General features: G+C 72.8%; 15 protein-coding genes. 6 read left to right on the top strand and 9 right to left on the bottom strand.

The genetic code is table 11. The features are described 5' to 3' along the window. Window positions 1-39: 39 nt before the first annotated feature. Genes hemQ through hemE form a run of 3 tightly spaced genes read right to left on the bottom strand, consistent with a single transcriptional unit; the run spans window position 40 to window position 3,251 of the window. Window positions 40-741: a hydrogen peroxide-dependent heme synthase gene (gene hemQ, locus ACQRWP_RS02765; protein ID WP_430500653.1), complete on the bottom strand. Its 702-nt coding sequence runs from the start codon at window positions 739-741 to the stop codon at window positions 40-42. Continuing rightward, window positions 738-2,147, bottom strand: a complete 1,410-nt coding sequence (gene hemG, locus ACQRWP_RS02760; RefSeq protein WP_430500652.1) for a protoporphyrinogen oxidase — start codon at window positions 2,145-2,147, stop codon at window positions 738-740. The genes hemQ and hemG overlap by 4 nt, the downstream gene beginning before the upstream one ends. Before the next feature lie 6 nt (window positions 2,148-2,153). After that, entirely contained in the window at window positions 2,154-3,251 is a 1,098-nt protein-coding gene (hemE, locus tag ACQRWP_RS02755; RefSeq protein ID WP_430500651.1) for a uroporphyrinogen decarboxylase, read from the bottom strand. Between the two features lie 149 nt (window positions 3,252-3,400). Between hemE and ACQRWP_RS02750 the strand changes: the two genes are divergently transcribed. From ACQRWP_RS02750 to ACQRWP_RS02730, 5 genes are all read left to right on the top strand, one after another. Continuing rightward, window positions 3,401-3,973: a DUF3000 domain-containing protein gene (locus ACQRWP_RS02750; protein ID WP_430500650.1), complete on the top strand. Its 573-nt coding sequence runs from the start codon at window positions 3,401-3,403 to the stop codon at window positions 3,971-3,973. A gap of 95 nt (window positions 3,974-4,068) precedes the next feature. Then, a complete protein-coding gene (locus tag ACQRWP_RS02745; protein WP_430500649.1) occupies window positions 4,069-5,397 on the top strand; it encodes a ribonuclease D in 1,329 nt (442 codons plus the stop codon). A 301-nt stretch (window positions 5,398-5,698) separates the two neighbouring features. Next, entirely contained in the window at window positions 5,699-6,892 is a 1,194-nt protein-coding gene (locus ACQRWP_RS02740; RefSeq protein ID WP_430500648.1) for a thiolase family protein, read from the top strand. Further along, entirely contained in the window at window positions 6,889-8,949 is a 2,061-nt protein-coding gene (locus ACQRWP_RS02735; RefSeq protein ID WP_430500647.1) for a 3-hydroxyacyl-CoA dehydrogenase NAD-binding domain-containing protein, read from the top strand. Before ACQRWP_RS02740 ends, ACQRWP_RS02735 begins: the two co-directional genes overlap by 4 nt. Before the next feature lie 171 nt (window positions 8,950-9,120). Continuing rightward, window positions 9,121-9,939 (top strand): hypothetical protein, encoded by an 819-nt coding sequence (locus ACQRWP_RS02730; RefSeq protein ID WP_430500646.1) that lies wholly within the window; start codon window positions 9,121-9,123, stop codon window positions 9,937-9,939. Window positions 9,940-10,003: 64 nt separating this feature from the next. Here the strand turns inward: ACQRWP_RS02730 and ACQRWP_RS02725 are convergent, their stop codons facing one another. The 4 genes from ACQRWP_RS02725 to ACQRWP_RS02710 form a co-directional block, all read right to left on the bottom strand. Continuing rightward, window positions 10,004-10,441: a VOC family protein gene (locus ACQRWP_RS02725; RefSeq protein WP_430500645.1), complete on the bottom strand. Its 438-nt coding sequence runs from the start codon at window positions 10,439-10,441 to the stop codon at window positions 10,004-10,006. Next, window positions 10,438-10,857: a VOC family protein gene (locus tag ACQRWP_RS02720; RefSeq protein WP_430500644.1), complete on the bottom strand. Its 420-nt coding sequence runs from the start codon at window positions 10,855-10,857 to the stop codon at window positions 10,438-10,440. Before ACQRWP_RS02720 ends, ACQRWP_RS02725 begins: the two co-directional genes overlap by 4 nt. Window positions 10,858-11,005: 148 nt before the next feature. Further along, the gene (locus tag ACQRWP_RS02715) at window positions 11,006-12,181 is read right to left on the bottom strand and encodes a sensor histidine kinase (RefSeq protein WP_430500643.1); all 1,176 of its coding nucleotides are present in this window, start codon (window positions 12,179-12,181) and stop codon (window positions 11,006-11,008) included. After that, a complete protein-coding gene (locus ACQRWP_RS02710) occupies window positions 12,178-12,846 on the bottom strand; it encodes a response regulator transcription factor (protein ID WP_088951539.1) in 669 nt (222 codons plus the stop codon). Before ACQRWP_RS02710 ends, ACQRWP_RS02715 begins: the two co-directional genes overlap by 4 nt. A 142-nt stretch (window positions 12,847-12,988) precedes the next feature. Here ACQRWP_RS02710 and ACQRWP_RS02705 point away from each other — a divergent pair, with 142 nt between their 5' ends. After that, on the top strand, window positions 12,989-14,140 hold the full coding sequence (locus ACQRWP_RS02705; protein ID WP_430500642.1) for a peptidase C39 family protein: 1,152 nt from the start codon (window positions 12,989-12,991) through the stop codon (window positions 14,138-14,140). Here the strand turns inward: ACQRWP_RS02705 and ACQRWP_RS02700 are convergent, their stop codons facing one another. Both ACQRWP_RS02700 and ACQRWP_RS02695 read right to left on the bottom strand, forming a co-directional pair. Continuing rightward, window positions 14,141-15,421 carry a PQQ-binding-like beta-propeller repeat protein gene (locus ACQRWP_RS02700; protein ID WP_430500641.1) on the bottom strand — a complete coding sequence of 427 codons (1,281 nt, stop codon included), beginning with the start codon at window positions 15,419-15,421 and terminating at the stop codon, window positions 14,141-14,143. Then, complete coding sequence (locus ACQRWP_RS02695; protein WP_430500640.1) at window positions 15,418-16,716, bottom strand: PQQ-binding-like beta-propeller repeat protein; 1,299 nt, start codon at window positions 16,714-16,716, stop codon at window positions 15,418-15,420. Before ACQRWP_RS02695 ends, ACQRWP_RS02700 begins: the two co-directional genes overlap by 4 nt. Window positions 16,717-16,826: the final 110 nt, after the last annotated feature.

The raw sequence follows: 16,826 nt of genomic DNA, 5'->3' as shown, positions 1-16,826 counted from the left end.
CCGCACCCGGGCGGGGGTGCGGCGCCGGCCGGCGGGGCGTCAGACCAGGCAGTTGACGATCTCGGCCACCGAGCGGCGGCGGCCGGTGTAGAACGGGACCTCTTCGCGGACGTGCCGGCGGGCGCCGGAGGCGCGCAGGTCCCGCATCAGGTCGACGATCCGGTGCAGTTCATCGGCCTCGAAGGCGAGCATCCACTCGTAGTCGCCGAGCGCGAACGAGGCGACCGTATTGGCCCGCACGTCCGGGTAGCCGCGGGCCATCTTGCCGTGCTCGGCCAGCATCTCGCGCCGCTCGGCGTCGGGCAGCAGGTACCACTCGTAGGAGCGGACGAACGGGTACACACAGATGTAGGGGCGGGCCTCCTCGCCGGCAAGGAACGCCGGGATGTGGCTCTTGTTGAACTCCGCCGGCCGGTGCAGCGCCATCTGCGACCACACCGGGGTCAGCGCCCGACCCAGCGTGGTACGGCGGAACCGCAGGTACGCGTCCTGGAGCGCGTCGCTGGACGCGGAGTGCCACCAGATCATGACGTCCGCGTCGGCGCGCAGCCCGGAGACGTCGTACACGCCCCGGACCACCACGTCCTTGCCGGCCAGCTCGTCGAAGAGCGACACCACCTCGCCGGTGACGTTGTCCCGCAGCGAGGGCAGCGGGGAGCTGGCCCGGAACACCGACCACATGGTGTAGCGGATGCTGTCGTTCAGCTCCCGCAACCGGGCCGCGTTGGTCTGCTCGGTCATCTCGCCGATCCTCCCAGTGCTGTGATGATCTCTTCGGCCGCCGTCTCGCCGGAGCGGACGCAGACCGGGATTCCGACGCCGTCGTAGCCGGCGCCGGCGAGGACCAGTGTGGGGTGCGCGGCCCGCAGCGCCGTCCGCGCGGCGGCGAGCCGGTCGGCGTGCCCCGGCGCGTACTGCGGCAGCGCACCGCCCCACCGCTGCACGTGCCCGTCGACCGGGGCGGGCAGCGGGGCGCCGAGCACCGCCGACAGCTCCCGGTGCACGGTGGCCGCCAGGTCCGCGTCGGGGCGCTGAAGGTGCGCCTCCTCGCCGTACCGGCCCACCGAGGCGCGCACCAGGGCCAACCCGTCCGGCCGGCGCAGGTGCCCCCACTTGGTGGTGAAGAAGGTCGCCGCCTTGATCAGCAGGCCCTCGGTGCTCGGCACCAGGAAGCCGGACAGCTCGGGCAGCCGCGGCTGCGGCAACGCCATGGTGACCAGCGCGACGCTCGCGTAGTCCAGCGCACCGACGCCCGCCGCCACCGCCGGCGCGGGGCCGGCGAGCAGCCGCGCCGCCGGTCGCGCCGGCACCGCAAGCACCACGGCGTCCACGTCCACCAACTCGGGGTCGCGGGTTGGGCCGACGGTGAGCCGCCAACCGGTGCCGGTCGGGGTCAGCTCGCGCACGGCGGCGTCCCGCCGTACCGTCGCGCCGCTGGCCGTCACCGCCGCCTCGACCAGGGTGCTAAGCCCACCGGCCAGGGTGCCGAAGACCGGGGCGCCGGGCGCACGGGGCGCGGCGGCCTGCGCGGACCGGACCGCGCCGACCAGGGTGTGCTCCACCCGGGCCGCCCGGGCCAGCGCCGGCATCGTCGTGACCAGGGAGAGATCGTCGGCGCGGCCCGCGTACACGCCGCCCAGCATCGGGTCGACCAGTCGCTCGACCACCTCGTTGCCGAAGCGGGACCGGACCAGCGCGCCCACCGAGACGTCCGCGTCCGGCCCGACCAGCGGCCGACCGCCGTCGGTGTCGGCGTCCGCGGCCGGGCGGGCGACAGTGGCCACGCGCTCCAGATCCCCGGGTACGCCCACCAGGGTGCCGCCCGGGATGGGGCGCAGCCCTCCGTCGATGACCAGCGCGGCCTGCCCCACCGTGGGGTGCACGATCTTCTCGGCCAGCCCGAGCCGGCGGGCCAACGCCACCGCCGCGCTCTCGGCGCCGGTCGGGTCGCGCATCAGGAACGACTCAGCGCCGAACTCTACCGGCTGACCAGCCAGCTCCCCGGTGCGCAGCTTCCCGCCCAGCGCGCCGGACTGCTCGTACACGGTGATCTCGGTGCCGGCCGGTGCGCGGTCGCGCAGGCGGACCGCGGCGGCCAGCCCGGCGATCCCGCCGCCGACCACCGCCACCCGCCAGGGCTGCCGCATTCCCGGTCAGCCCTGGTCGGCCCGGCGGCTGGACAGCTCGTGCACCAGCGCGACCACCCGGGTCAGCACCTCCGGGTCGGTCTCCGGCAGCACCCCGTGGCCGAGGTTGAACACGTGCCCGGGGGCCGCGCGGCCCTGCTCCAGGATGCGGCGCACCTCGGCCTCCACGACCGGCCACGGCGCGAGCAGCACGCACGGGTCCAGGTTTCCCTGCACCGCCTTGTCCGCGCCGATCCGGCCGGTGGCCACGTCCAGCGGCGTACGCCAGTCGACGCCAACCACGTCGGCCCCGGCCTCGCCCATCGCGCCGAGCAGTTCGGCGGTGCCCACCCCGAAGTGGATCCGGGGCACCCCGGCGTCTACCAGCCCACTCAGCACGGTGGTCGAGTGCGGCAACACGAAACGGCGGTAGTCGGCCTCGGAGAGCGCGCCGGCCCACGAGTCGAACAGCTGCACGGCGGAGACGCCGGCCTCGATCTGCACGCGCAGGAAGGCCAACGTCACCTCGGCCAGCCGGGCGCAGAGCGCGTGCCACAGCTCCGGGTCGCCGTACATCAGGGCCTTGGTCTTCGCGTGGGTACGCGACGGACCGCCCTCGACCAGGTAGCTGGCCAGCGTGAACGGCGCACCGGCGAAGCCGATCAGCGGGGTGTCGCCCAGCTCGACCACCAACTGCCGGACGGCCTCGTCCACGTACGAGACGTCGTCGCGGGTGATCCGGCGGATCCGTTCCACGTCGGCGGCGGTGCGGATCGGCTCGGCGACCACCGGGCCGGTGCCCGGCACGATGTCCAGGTCGATCCCGGCCGCGGCGACGGGCACCACGATGTCGCTGAACAGGATCGCCGCGTCCACGCCGTGGCGGCGCACCGGCTGGAGGGTGATCTCGGTGACCAGCTCCGGGCGCCGGCAGGACTCCAGCATCGGCACGCTCGCCCGGATCTCCCGGTACTCCGGGAGGGAGCGGCCGGCCTGGCGCATGAACCAGACCGGGGTGTGCGGGACGGGCCGACGTCGGCAGGCCCGGATGAAGGGCGAGTCGGCCGGTCCGCCGGGGCGGGAATCTCCGTCTCGGGCGGCAGTGCCCGTGGTGTCCGTGGTCATCGCCGCAATCGTGCCACGCCCGCCACCCCCAACCGGGTGGGGGTGAGAGGAAGGGCACCGTTCCTTACCTCGGAGTCGAAGCGAGGGCCCCTCGGTGAGCGTCGGCGCGCCGTCGAAGCGGGGGCCGGGCGTCGGCATAGGCTGCCGACATGGCCCCCCCGATCGCGCTCCCGGAGACGTTCGCCCGAGCGGTCGCCGGGCTGCGGTCGGCCGCCCCCCGGCCGGAGATCACCCTGGAGGAGGTCGGCGCTCCCCAGCGGCTGGCCCCGTACGCGTTCGCGCTCGCCGCCACCGTGCTGCGCGACGACGACGAGGTGGCGACCGGCCGGTTGATCCTGCTGCACAACCCGGTCGGGCACGAGGCGTGGCAGGGCACCCTGCGGCTGGTCACCTACGTGACCGCCGAGTTGGAGGTCGATCTGGCCGCCGACCCACTGCTGCCCGGGGTCGGCTGGACGTGGCTGACCGACGCGTTGGACGCCCAGGACGCCGGCCATCGGGCAATCGGCGGAACGGTGACGCAGACCATGTCGACCCGCTTCGGTGATCTCGCCGGGCCGCCGACCATCGGTGACATCGAGATCCGCGCGTCCTGGACGCCGATCGACGACGACCTGACCCCACACCTGCTCGGCTGGTGCACGTTGCTCGCCTCCACCGCCGGCCTGCCCCCACCCGGCGTCACCGCCCTCTCCGACCGCCGACCCGCCGGCGCAGCCTGACGTTCGGCCCTCCTGAGGACACTTTGCGGACACCTGATCGACACACGCCGGACCGGCTGCACCCGCCGGATCTCCGCGCGCACTAGGGTTGTCAGGTGACCGACGAACCACCCCTGCGCCGTCGGCCCACCGAAGAACTTCCGGGAAACGCACTCCAGCACCCGCCGTCGGCCCAGCCGCAGCCGGCGGGCGCGGGGGCCGACCCGGCCGACGGTGGGCCCGTTCCGCTGATCGCCCCGCGTGACGGCACCCCCGATCCAGTGGCCGCCCCGGCCGAGCTTGCCGAGGTCGTGGCCCGCTTCGCAGCGGGCACCGGCCCGGTCGCCCTGGACGCCGAGCGGGCTTCCGGCTACCGCTACAGCCAACGCGCGTACCTGGTGCAACTGCGCCGGGCCGGTGCGGGCACGGCGCTGATCGACCCGCTGCCCCTGCCCGACCTCAGCGCGCTGGACGCGGTGATCGGCGAGGCCGAGTGGGTCCTCCACGCGGCCAGCCAGGATCTGCCCTGCCTGGCCGAGGTGGGGTTGCGCCCGCGCCGACTGTTCGACACCGAGCTGGCGGCTCGGCTGGCCGGCTTCGAACGCGTCGGGCTGGCCGCGCTCACCGAGCAGTTGCTCGGGTTCACCCTGGAGAAGCACCACTCGGCGGCCGACTGGTCGAGCCGACCGCTGCCCGAGTCGTGGTTGACGTACGCCGCACTCGACGTGGAGCTGCTCACCGACCTGCGCGACGCGCTCGACGCCGAGTTGACCCGGCAGGGCAAGTCGGCCTGGGCCGCGGAGGAGTTCGCCGCGCTGGTTCGCACCGGGGCACGCCCGCCCCGGGTCCGGGCGGAGCCGTGGCGGCGCACCTCGGGCATCCACCGGCTGCGGGGGGCGCGGGCCCAGGCCCGGGTCCGCTCGATGTGGTACGCCCGGGACCAGATCGCCTCCCGGCGGGACGCCGCTCCCGGTCGGGTGTTGCCCGACTCGGCGATCATCGCCGCGGCCGAGCTGGACCCGAAGGACGAGAAGACCCTGCTGACCCTGCCCGGTTTCGGTGGTCGGTCGGTCCGTCGGCTGGCCCGCACCTGGCTCGCCGCGCTCGACGACGCCCGGCAGCTGCCGGAGGACTCCCTGCCGGTATCGCCAGCCGTGGAGGGTCCGCCCCCGCCGCACCGATGGGCCGAACGGGACCCGGTGGCGGCCGGTCGGCTGGCCCGCTGCCGGGAGGTCGTGATCCGCATCGCCGGTGAGCACAACCTTCCGCCGGAAAACCTGATCACTCCGGATTCGGTCCGTCGGCTGGCCTGGACCCCGCCGGAGGAGATCACCGAGGAGTCGGTCGCGGAGACCTTGCGCGGCCTCAACGCCCGCGAGTGGCAGATCGGGCTCCTCAACCCCGACCTGACCGAAGCCCTGACCCCACAAACCCCAACCCCCTAACCCACCCCCCACCCACCACCCACCCACTCCCTGACCCACCCCGAACCCGGGTGATCATGAGGTTGACGGGCCTCTAGAAGATCCACAGCCCCGCCAACCTCATGATCTTCGGAAGCTGGACGGGCGGCGGGTCGTGGGGTGGGTGGGCGTGGGTGTGGGGTGGGCCACAGTCGGAGGTGGGGACGGGGTTGGTTACTGGCGAGTAGCATCCGAGGGAAACGTGCCCGTGTCGGCGACCCTTGTTCCGGTCCGGCGTGCCGCCCGGCGCGAAGGCCGAATCACGGTCGAATAGGAGGCTCAAGTGCCCCGTGAAGTTCGCGACGTCGTCTTCGTCGACGGCGTCCGTACCCCGTTCGGCAAGGCGGGTGGCATGTACGCCAACACCCGCGCCGACGACCTGGTGATCCGCTGCATCCGGGAACTGCTGCGTCGCAACCCGCAGCTGCCCCCGGAGCGGGTCGAGGAGGTCGCCATCGCGGCCACCACCCAGATCGGCGACCAGGGCCTCACCATCGGCCGCACCGCCGCCCTGCTGGCCGGGCTGCCCAAGACCGTTCCCGGCTTCGCCATCGACCGGATGTGCGCGGGTGCGATGACCGCGGTCACCACCGTGGCCAGCGGCATCGCCATGGGCGCGTACGACATCGCCATCGCCGGTGGCGTCGAGCACATGGGCCGCCACCCGATGGGTGAGGGCGTCGACCCCAACCCGCGCATCATCGCGGAGAAGCTGGTCGACCCGTCCGCGCTGGTGATGGGCTCCACCGCGGAGAACCTGCACGACCTGGTCCCGCACATCACCAAGGCACGCACCGACGCGTTCGCGCTCGCCTCGCAGCAGAAGACCGCCAAGGCGTACGCCAACGGCAAGCTCCAGGACGACCTGGTGCCGATGTCGATCCGCGACGCGGAGGGCGGTTGGGGTCTGGCCACTGTGGACGAGGCTCCACGGGACACCTCGCTGGAGAAGCTGGGCACCCTGAAGACCCCGTTCCGCCCGCACGGCAAGGTCACCGCGGGCAACGCGGCCGGCCTGAACGACGGCGCCACCGCGAGTCTGCTGGCCGACGAGGCCACCGCCCGCGAGCTGGGCCTGCCGGTCGCCATGCGGCTGGTGTCGTTCGGCTTCGTCGGAGTCGAGCCGGAGGTGATGGGCGTCGGCCCGATCCCGTCGACGGAGAAGGCGCTGCGCCTCGCCGGGCTCAGCATCGACGACATCGGCCTGTTCGAGCTGAACGAGGCGTTCGCCGTGCAGGTGCTCGCCTTCCTCGACCACTTCGGCATCGCCGACGACGACGCGCGGGTCAACCCGTGGGGCGGCGCGATCGCCATCGGTCACCCGCTGGCCTCCTCCGGCGTGCGGCTGATGACGCAGCTGGCCCGCCAGTTCGCCGAGCACCCCGAGGTCCGCTACGGCGTCACGGCGATGTGCATCGGCATCGGCATGGGCGGCACGGTCATCTGGGAGAACCCGCACTGGGAGGGCGACAAGTGAAGGCACCGAACGAGGTCGTCACCCGGGCGCTGCTGCGCCAGGTGAACGTGCCGGGGCTGGACCGGCCCGCCGCCCTGATCACGCTGGACAACGGCTTCGACCACACCAAGCCGAACACCTTCGGCCCTGGTGGGTTGGCCAGCCTGGACGAGGCGATCACCACCGCGCTCGCCGCCGACCCGGCGTTCATCGCGGTCACCGGCAAGCCGTACATCTTCTGCGTGGGCGCGGACATCGTGGGCCTGCCGCAGCTCGCCGACCGCGCGCAGGCGCTGGAGATCGGCCGGCTCGGCCACCGGGTCTTCGCCCGGCTCAAGGACAGCACCGTCCCCACCTTCGCCTTCGTCAACGGCGCGGCGATGGGCGGTGGCCTGGAGCTGGCGCTGCACTGTCACTACCGGACGCTCTCCGGCGGCGCGGCGGCCCTCGCGCTGCCCGAGGTCTCCCTCGGTCTGGTGCCCGGCTGGGGCGGCACCCAGCTGCTGCCGAACCTGATCGGCATCCCCGCCGCGACCCAGGTGATCATCCAGAACCCGCTGATGCAGAACAAGATGCTCAAGCCGAAGCAGGCAGCCGAGCTGGGCATCGCGGACATCCTGTTGGAGCCGGCGGACTTCCTGGAGCGGTCCCTGGAGTGGGCTGCCGGCGTGGTCCGGGGTCAGGTCACAGTGACCCGGCCCGAGGTCGACAAGGACATGTGGGCGGGCGTGCTCTACTTCGCCCGGGAGACGCTGAACCAGCGGCTGCACGGCGCGGTCCCGGCCGCGTACAAGGCGCTCGACCTGCTGGAGACGGCGAAGGATGGCGACTTCGCCGCCGGCACCGCCGCCGAGGACGAGGCCCTCGCGGACCTGGTCTTCTCCGAGGAGCTGCGCAGCGGCCTGTACGCGTTCGACCTGGTGCAGCGGCGGGCCAAGCGCCCGGCCGGCGCACCGGACAAGGGCCTGGCTCGCACCATCACCAAGGTCGGCATCGTCGGCGCGGGTCTGATGGCCAGCCAGTTGGCGCTGCTGTTCGCCCGCCGCCTCCAAGTCCCGGTGGTGATGACCGACCTCGACCAGTCCCGGGTGGACAAGGGCGTCGGCTACGTGCACACCCAGATTGAGAAGGCCGTCACCAAGGGCCGGATGGACAAGCGCACCGCCGCCAAGCTGTACGGCCTGGTCAGCGGGACGGTCGACAAGAGCGCCTTCGCCGACGCCGACTTCGTCATCGAGGCGGTCTTCGAGGACCTGGGCGTCAAGAAGCAGGTCTGGGCCGAGTTGGAGAAGATCGTCTCTCCGGAGGCGGTGCTCGCCACCAACACCAGCTCGCTGTCGATCACCGAGATGGCCGCCGAGTTGGAGCACCCGGAGCGGGTGGTCGGCTTCCACTTCTTCAACCCGGTGGCGGTGCTGCCGCTGCTGGAGATCGTCCGGGGCGAGCGCACCGACGACGTCACCCTGGCGACCGCGTTCGCGGTGGGTAAGCAGCTCAAGAAGTCGAGCGTGCTGGTCAAGGACGCTCCGGCGTTCGTGGTGAACCGGCTGCTCACCCGCTTCCTGGGCACCGTCTTCGCCGCCGTCGACGCCGGCACCCCGCTGGACGTGGCGAACAGCGCACTGGACCCGCTGGGCCTACCGATGCGTCCGCTCGCCCTGCTCCAGTTGGTCGGGCCCGCCGTCGCGTACCACGTGGGCGGCACCCTGCACACGGCGTACCCGGACCGGTTCGGGGTCAGCGAGAACCTCAAGCGGATCGCCGACTCGGGGCGCCCGATCGTGGTCGACGACCAGGTCAACGAGGAGGTGGCCGCGCTGCTCGTGGTGGGTGACCAGCCCTTGACCGCCGAGCAGGTACGCCAGAACGCACTCGACGCGCTCGCGCAGGAGATCCGGCTGATGCTGGACGAGGGTGTGGTCGCCGAGGCGCAGGACATCGACCTGTGCATGATCCTGGGCGCCGGCTGGCCGTTCCACCTGGGCGGCGTCACGCCGTACCTGGACCGGACCGGCACCTCCGAGCGGGTCACCGGCCAGCGGTTCCTGCCGCCGGGTGCGGCGAGCCTGCCGGCCTGAGGAGATCACAGCACCACCGTCGCGGTGGTCGGACCGTCCCTGGTGGACGGGCCGGCCACCGCGACCGTTTGTGATCAGGCGATCGCCGGGTGCGGATTTCCGCAGGGACAACGGCGGGCGCCGCGCCGGGTTAAGATCACGCGTTTTGCACCCCCATCTTGGAGCTGACTGATGTCCCAGCCGCCGGCCAATCCCTACGGCCCGCCGCACGATTCCTCCGACCCGTCTCAGCAGCCGGGCCAGCAGCCTGGCGGCTGGCCGCCGCCGCAGCAGCAGGGACAGCCGCAGCAGCCCGGTGGCTTCCCACCCGCACAGCCGGGCTTCCCGCCCGCACAGCCTGATTTCCCGCCCGCGCAGCCGGGCCAGCCGTACGGTGACCCGAACCTGGCTGGCGGCCCGCCCCCGGCCAAGAAGTCGAACGTCGGCAAGATCGTGCTGATCGTGTTGGCCGTGGTGCTGGTGCTCTGCCTCGGCGGCGCGGCGATCACCTGGTTCGTCGTCAAGGACGACGTGGGCGCTGTGGTGGACGCCAGCAAGACCCGGGTGGTCGCGCCGGCCACCCTCGCCGGCCGGCCGAAGCTCACCACCCCGGAGCTCCAGTCGGCCGCCGACCAGGCGGTCAGCGGGATGAAGACGGCCGCGGGGAACGAGACGAGCACGGTCGCCGCCTTCTACGGCGACCCGACCAAGCAGGACCTTGTCATGATCACGGGCGTGTCCGGGCTGCTGTCGGACCCGAAGAAGGAGCTCGACGCCTATGTGGACGGCCTGTCCAAGCAGCTGACGGTGGACAAGATGACTGCGGTGGACGCCGGCCCGCTCGGCGGCGAGGCGCGCTGCGGCGACGGCAAGGCCGAGACCGTGCCGCTGGGCATCTGCGTCTGGGCCGACCGGGGCAGCCTGGGCATGGTGGTGATGTACTTCAAGTCCGCCGACCAGGCGAAGGCCGAGTTCACCACGATCCGGGGCCAGGTCGAGCAGCAGTCCTGATCCGTACGAGACCGGGGCCCCGGCCACCTGAGGGTGGCCGGGGCCCCGTGCCGTACGTCGACGGTCAGGCCGGTTCGGCAACCTCCGACGTGGCGAGCGCCGCTGCCGCGGCCCGCGCCGCTGCCGCGGCCGCCCGCTCGGCGGCGTTGCCGAGCACGCAGAACTCGTTGCCCTCCGGGTCGGCGAGCACCACCCAACCACCGCCGGTCGGTCCGACGTGGTCGGCGACGAGCGTCGCGCCGATGCCGAGCAGTCGCTCGACCTCCTCGGCCCGGGTCCGATCAGCGGGTTGCACGTCCAGGTGCAGCCGGTTCTTCACCGTCTTGCCCTCGGGCACCGCGAGGAACAGCACCTCCGGGCCACCCGGCGGCAGGAGCATCGCCTCCGGGTCTCCGGGGAAGTCGTCGGGATGCCGGGGGCAGTCGAAGACCTGCGCCCAGAAGCCGGCGAGTGCGTACGTGTCGTGACAGTCGATGCTGATGTTGTGGATCGTCGAACTCATGCTTGGTCCTCCACAGTGGTGTCGACCCGCTCCCCGGCGCTGCGGAGCACGCAGAACTCGTTCCCCTCCGGGTCGGCGAGAACCGCCCAGCCCGTCCCGTCGGTGCGCCGCTGGTCGGTGACCATGGTGGCCCCGAGGCCAAGAACCCGCTCGACTTCCTCGTCGCGGGTCCGGTCGACCGGTTCCAGGCAGATGTGGACCCGGTTCTTGGTCACCTTGTCCTCGGGCACCGCTTGGAAGAACATGTTCGGCGTGGCACCGTCCGGCGGCAGCAGGGCAGCTTCCGGGTCACCCGGAACGTCCTCCGGGAGCCGGGCGTAGCCGAGCACCGCCGACCAGAAGCCGGCCAGGGTGTACGTGTCGTGGCAGTCGAAACTGATGTTGCGGATCCGTGGATACACGGGTGGTCCCTCCATCTTCGGATGGGGACGCTCCGCCGCCGGGGGTCAGCCTTCGAAGACCCGGGGTGCGGAGCCTTGACTGATGGACATCGACGCACCCCCCTTCAGTCTCCGAGCTGACCCGGCGATCTTGCCATCGGCGGAGCGGGGCGCGCAACCCCGATCAGCCGGCGGGCACCACCGATCCGGGCAGCGCCGGGGCGTCCGCCGACGGCAGGGTGACCGTCACCTCCAGGCCACCGCCGGGCTGCGCGACCACCCGTACGGTGCCGCCGTGCGCGTCGCAGACCGCCCGGACGATGGACAGCCCCAGGCCGGAGCCACGGGCGCCGGTGCGTTCCCGGCCACCACGTCGGAACGGCTCGAACAGCCCCGGCACGTCGGCCTGGTCCACCTCGAAACCGGTGTTCCCCACCACCAGCCAGGACCGGTCACCGTCGGTGCCGGTACGCACCCAGAGCCGGCCGTGCAGGTGGTTGTAGCGGACCGCGTTCTCGATCAGGTTCCCGGCCAGCCGGTCGAGCAGCCCCGGGTCACCGACGACCGGCGCGGACTCCAGCGACGTCTGCACCCGCAAGCCGATCCGTTCCACCTCGCGGCGCATCGCCGACAGCGCGTTGGCGGTGCCCGCGGAGAGGTCACACTCGGTCCGCCGGCCCAGCTGCCGCCCGGCCTGCGCCTCGCTGCGGGCCAGCACCAGCAGCGCGTCCACCAGGCCGTTGGCCCGCTCGGAGGCGTCGCGGACCACTGTCGCCATCCGTCGGTACTCGGCGGCGTCCGCGTCGTCGTCGCTGAGCGTCACGTCGATCTCCGTGCGCATCACCGCGAGCGGGGTACGCAGCTCGTGCGAGGCGTTCGCCACGAAACGCTTCTGGGCTTCGAAGGCGGACGCGATCCGGTCCAGCATGGCGTCGAACGTCTTGGCCAGCTCGGCCACCTCGTCGTCGGCGCCCGAGTAGCCGATCCGCTGGTCCAGGGTCGCCTCGCCGAGCCGCTGAGCGGTCGCCGTGACCTGGTGCAGTGGGCGCAGCGCTCGACCGGCCACCGCGTACGCGCCGGCCACCCCGACCACGCTGATCGCCAACAGCGCGACCAGGCCCTTGGCCAGCAGCTCCCCGGAGGCGGCATCGACCAACTGCCGCTGCCACTGGGCGGCGTCCATCTGCCGGCCGTCGGAGAGCAGCACGATCGTGCCGGGCACCAACTCGTCGGTGGGTCGCAACGCGTCGCGGACCAGCAGCCAGGCCAGCAACACCAGGATCGCACCGGCCCCGATCAGCAGCACCCCGTTGAGCAGGGTCAGCCGCAGCCGCAGGGTGGGTCGCAACCGCCGGCTCATGCGCCTACCTCGGCGGTGCGGTAGCCCGCCCCGACCACCGTCTCGATCAACGGCGGGTCACCGAGCTTCTTGCGCAGCGTCATCACGGTGACCCGGACGATGGTGGTGAACGGGTCGGTGTTCGCGTCCCAGACCCGTTCCAGCAGCTCCTCGCTGGAGACCACCGCGCCGCGCGCCTTGAGCAGTTCGCTGAGCACCCCGAACTCCTTGTTGGTGAGGTCCACCGGCACCCCGGCGCGGGTGGCCACCCGGCGGGCCGGGTCGAGCACCAGGTCGGCCAGTTCGAGCACCGGCGGCGCGGCCGGGGTGGCCCGCCGGCCCAGCGCCTGCACCCGGGCGACCAGTTCGTCGAAGGCGAACGGTTTGGGCAGGTAGTCGTCCGCGCCGAGCTGCAACCCCTCCACCCGGTCGGCCACGGTGCCGCTGGCGGTGAGCATCAGCACCCGGGTCAACGCGCCGGAGGCCGCCAGGTCGGCGCAGATCTGGTCGCCGTGCACACCCGGCAGGTCGCGGTCGAGCACCACCACGTCGTACCGGGTGACGAACGCCGCCTCGTGGCCGGCGTCGCCGTCGTACGCCACGTCGACCGCCATCCCCCGCTTGCGCAACCCTCGTGCGATCGCGTCGGCGAGGTTGCGCTCGTCCTCGACCACCAGTACCCGCATCCCGGCCTCCTCGCTGCTGACCACCGACAACCTAGTGCCGGCCGGCAACCATCGTCCCTCGCCGTCCGCGCCGGCCGGCGTTGCGGGCCACCGCGGCGTACGCGATGCTGGCCGGCGGTATCGAGCGACGGACGGACCTGGCATGACCACTGCGGCACCACCCACCCGGCGAGACATCGCCTACCGGGGTTTCCACCTGCCGGCCGACACGACCAGCGGCAGCGGCGACGGCCTGCTCGTCAGCGGTCCAGGGCTCGCCCTTGACGGCCTCGCCGCGCGGGGCACCTGGACGTCGCCGCCGGTACGGGTCGGCTTCGCCGTCGCCGAGGTGGTGCCGTCCTGGACGGCCGACACCCCGGACGGCTGCTGGATCGAGGTCGACCTGCGCGGCTGGCACGACGACGCACCCAGCACCGACTGGTACCGGCTGGCCCGCTGGGCCGCCGACGACCAGACGGTGCGGCGCACCTCGCTGCCCGGACAGCGCGACGGTGCCGCCCGGGTCGACACCGACACCCTGATCGTGACCGGAGCGACGGTCACCGGTTGGCAGGCGCGGGTGACCTTGTGTCGGCCCGCCGGCAGCCCGACCGGCCCGGTGCTGCGCAGCATCGGCGCGGTCGCCACCGGCCCCACGACCGCTGATCAGGTGTACGCGCGGGAGCCCGCTTCGTCCGCTGCCCGGGGCCGGGTGCTGGACGTGCCCCGCTACTCGCAGCGGCTGCACGCCGGCCAGTACCCGCAGTGGGGTGGTGGCGGCGACTCCTGGTGCAGCCCCACCTGCACCTCGATGGTGCTCGCCTACTGGGGCGCCGAGCCGACGCCGGACCGCTACGCCTGGGTGGAGCCGTCCGGCCCACGTCCGGTGGTGGTGCACGCCGCCCGGCACTGCTACGACCACGCGTACGCCGGGGCCGGCAACTGGCCGTTCAACACCGCGTACGCCGGTCTGCACGGGGTGGACGCGTTCGTCACCCGGCTGCGGTCGCTGGTCGAGGCGGAGGCGTTCGTCGCCGCCGGCATCCCCCTGATCGTCTCCGCCGCGTTCCGGGCCGACGAGGTGCCGGGGCTCGGGTACGACACCGGCGGGCACCTGATGGTGCTGGTCGGCTTCACCGGCGACGGCGACCCGGTGCTCAACGACCCGTACGCCCCGGACGACGACGCGGTCCGTCGCACCGTGCCCCGGCAGGGGTTCGAGGCGGTCTGGCAACGCGGCAGCGGCGGGGTGGCGTACGTGCTGCGACCCGCGTCGGTGCCGCTGCCCCCGCCGCCCGCCCAGGCCAACTGGTGATCAGTCGGTCAGTTTCCAGAGCTGGTACGAGCCGGCCGCGCTGGCACTGCACACCAGGTAGCCGGTGATCGCCTGACACTCCCCGGTGGCATCGGGCAGCACGTCCACGAAGCGCACCTTTCCGGCGGCGATGTCCAACTCGCCGACGAGCACCCCTCCGTTGGGAATCCGGCGTATGCCGACCAGCCGGCCGCCGGCACCGAGTTGGTACAGCTCCCACCGGCCCAGGTCGGCCAACTGCCGGCCGGTCAGCGCATCGAGCACGATGTACTGCTCCATCGGGCCGACACCGCTGAGGTTGGCCATCAACCGGCCGTCGGCCGGCCAGGCCCACCCCCACTGGCTGCTGCGCCAGCGCACCTCCCCGGTTGCCGGGTCGAGCGCCTGCAGTTCGTTGTTGCCGGTGCGCACACACAGGACGGGGCCGCAGTCCAGCGCGAAGTCGACGTGCACCCTGGCGCGGGTCCAGCGGGGTTCAAGCCGGTCCAGCCCGTACGCGGTGACCGTGCCCGAGCCTCTGTCGATGGCCAGCAGCAGGTCCTTTGTCAGGTCCAGGCCGATCGGACCCCCGTCGGGCGGGCGCAGGTCGGCGCGGGCCAGCACCGCGCCGGTGATCGCGTCGCGTACCTCGACCGGCCCGTTCAACTGGTTGAGCACCACCCGGTCTACCCCGAGCTCGTCTCCCCGCACGAACATGTCGGCGCTGATGCCGGAGAGCTGCCAGCGCACGGTGCCGCAGCACGGATCAACCGCCCGCAGACTGGACGGTAGGGTCTCGCCGCCGCTGCGCAGCAGCAGGTTGCCGTCGGTCAGCGGGGAGACGGTGCCCGGCTGCTGCCACCGGTACGCCCCGGTCGCCCGGTCCAGTGCGATGGTGAGTGTGTCCCGACCCTCCGGGCCGATCTCGTACCCGGTGGCCAGCAGCATCCCAGCCAGCGGAGTCATTCCCCAGTACCGGGCCTCCGCCGACAGCGGCGCCTGCCAGACCGGCTCGCCACCGGGCAGCCGATACGCGGCCAGCCGCCCCTGCTGCGTCGGGTTCGTCGGCTCCACGACCAGGAGGAGGTCACCATCGATCATGACGTCGGACCCGGGCCGGGCCGGCAGCGTCACCGGGGCCTGCCGGGGTGGTGCGACGGCGGAGGCGGCGAGCGTGACCAGCGCGAGCACCACGACCAGCGCGCAGCGCAGCGGGCGACCGTGAGCGCGAGGTGGGCGGGCCTGCGGGTCCGGGTCCGGGCCGTGCCGCAGCTCACCGAGGTCGATCACCGAGTCGGTCATCGCGTCAACCTCCACAGCGCGGTGGTGCCGTCGAGGCGCTGGCAGAGCAGAACCGGCAGGGACGCCTGGCAGCTGCCGGCGATGCCCGGTAGCACGTCCACGATCCGCGGTAGGCCGGCGGCCAGGTCCAGTTCGGCGACGACCATCCGACCGTCGTCGCCCCGCCGCACACCGACCAGCGGGTCGTCCGGCCGGAGCACCGGCAGCAGGCTCCACGCGCCCAGTTCGGTCCGTACCTGCCCGGTGGCCGCGTCGCGCACCGTGTACCCCTGGCCGGGCCTGGCCATCAGCAGCCGGCCGTACCGGACGTCGGCCAGGTTGTCCTGGCCCGGTTCCGACCACCGCACTCCGCCGGTGGCCGGGTCGAGCACCTGAAGGCCGCCGGTCTGCGGTACCGCGCAGAGCAGACCGCCGCAGTCGAGCACATGCGACACCAGCGTCACCTCGGCCGTCCACCGTGGCTCCAACTCGGCCAGCCCGAAGCTCACCAGCCGGGTGCTGCCCGGCGGGACGAGCAGCAGCAGGTCGTCGACGACCTGCACCCGCTGGTACGCCGACCGGTCACCGGTCAGCGTGTCGATGCTGCGCAGCAGCTGGCCGGTGCCGGCGTCGTGCACCTGCACCTCGCCGGTCGGTTGCAGGAGCACGAACCGGTCGACCTGGCCCTCGATGGTGAGGTGGTAGGTGGGGCTGGCGGCCGGCGGGATAGGCACCGACCAGAGCACCCGGCCGGTGTCGGGCTCGACCCCGCTCATCGCGCCCGACCCGTCCTCCCGGCCGTCGGTCACCAGCAGGCCACCGCCGGTTGTCGGCTGGGGAGCACCGGGATGGTGCCAGCGTTGCCGGCCCGTCGCGGCGTCGAAGGCGGTGGTCTGGAACAGCCGGTTCGGGGCGTTGACCGCCATCGCCAGCACCAGCCCCTGCACGACCCGGACGTCGAGGTAGTCACCGGTGCGGGCCAGCGGCGCCTGCCACCGCCGCCGCACCCCGGCGCCGGTCGGTGCCGGCTGGACGTACGCGGTCAGGTACCGGTCCCCGTCGGGTGTCGGCGGATCGACCACGAAGACGCCGTCCCCGGCCAGGTACGCGGTGGCCGTCCTCGACGCCGGCACCACGCTCACCGTTCGCTGCGGTGACGGCGTGGCACCGGTCAGCACCACCAGGCTGAGCAACAGCACCGTCGCGCTGCGCAGCGGGCGACCGGCGGCGCGCGGGCGGCGAACCGGAGGCGCCGACGTGGGCTCGTCCCGAATCTCGCCCAGCTCGATGATCGACAACGACCGTCCTTCCGTCACCAGGTAAGGCTGGCCGACGGGTCACCGTCCGGCAAACCGACCGTCGGCGCACCGGCCCGGCAAAAGCGACGGAACCCCGCCTGTACGATGGCGCGTCGTGGCTGTGCCGG

Origin of the sequence: Micromonospora trifolii, assembly GCF_050516465.1 — a bacterium.
Lineage (GTDB): Bacteria > Actinomycetota > Actinomycetes > Mycobacteriales > Micromonosporaceae > Micromonospora > Micromonospora trifolii.
The sequence above is the reverse complement of the archived record's forward strand: the minus strand, read 5'-3'. Positions and strand labels throughout refer to the sequence as shown.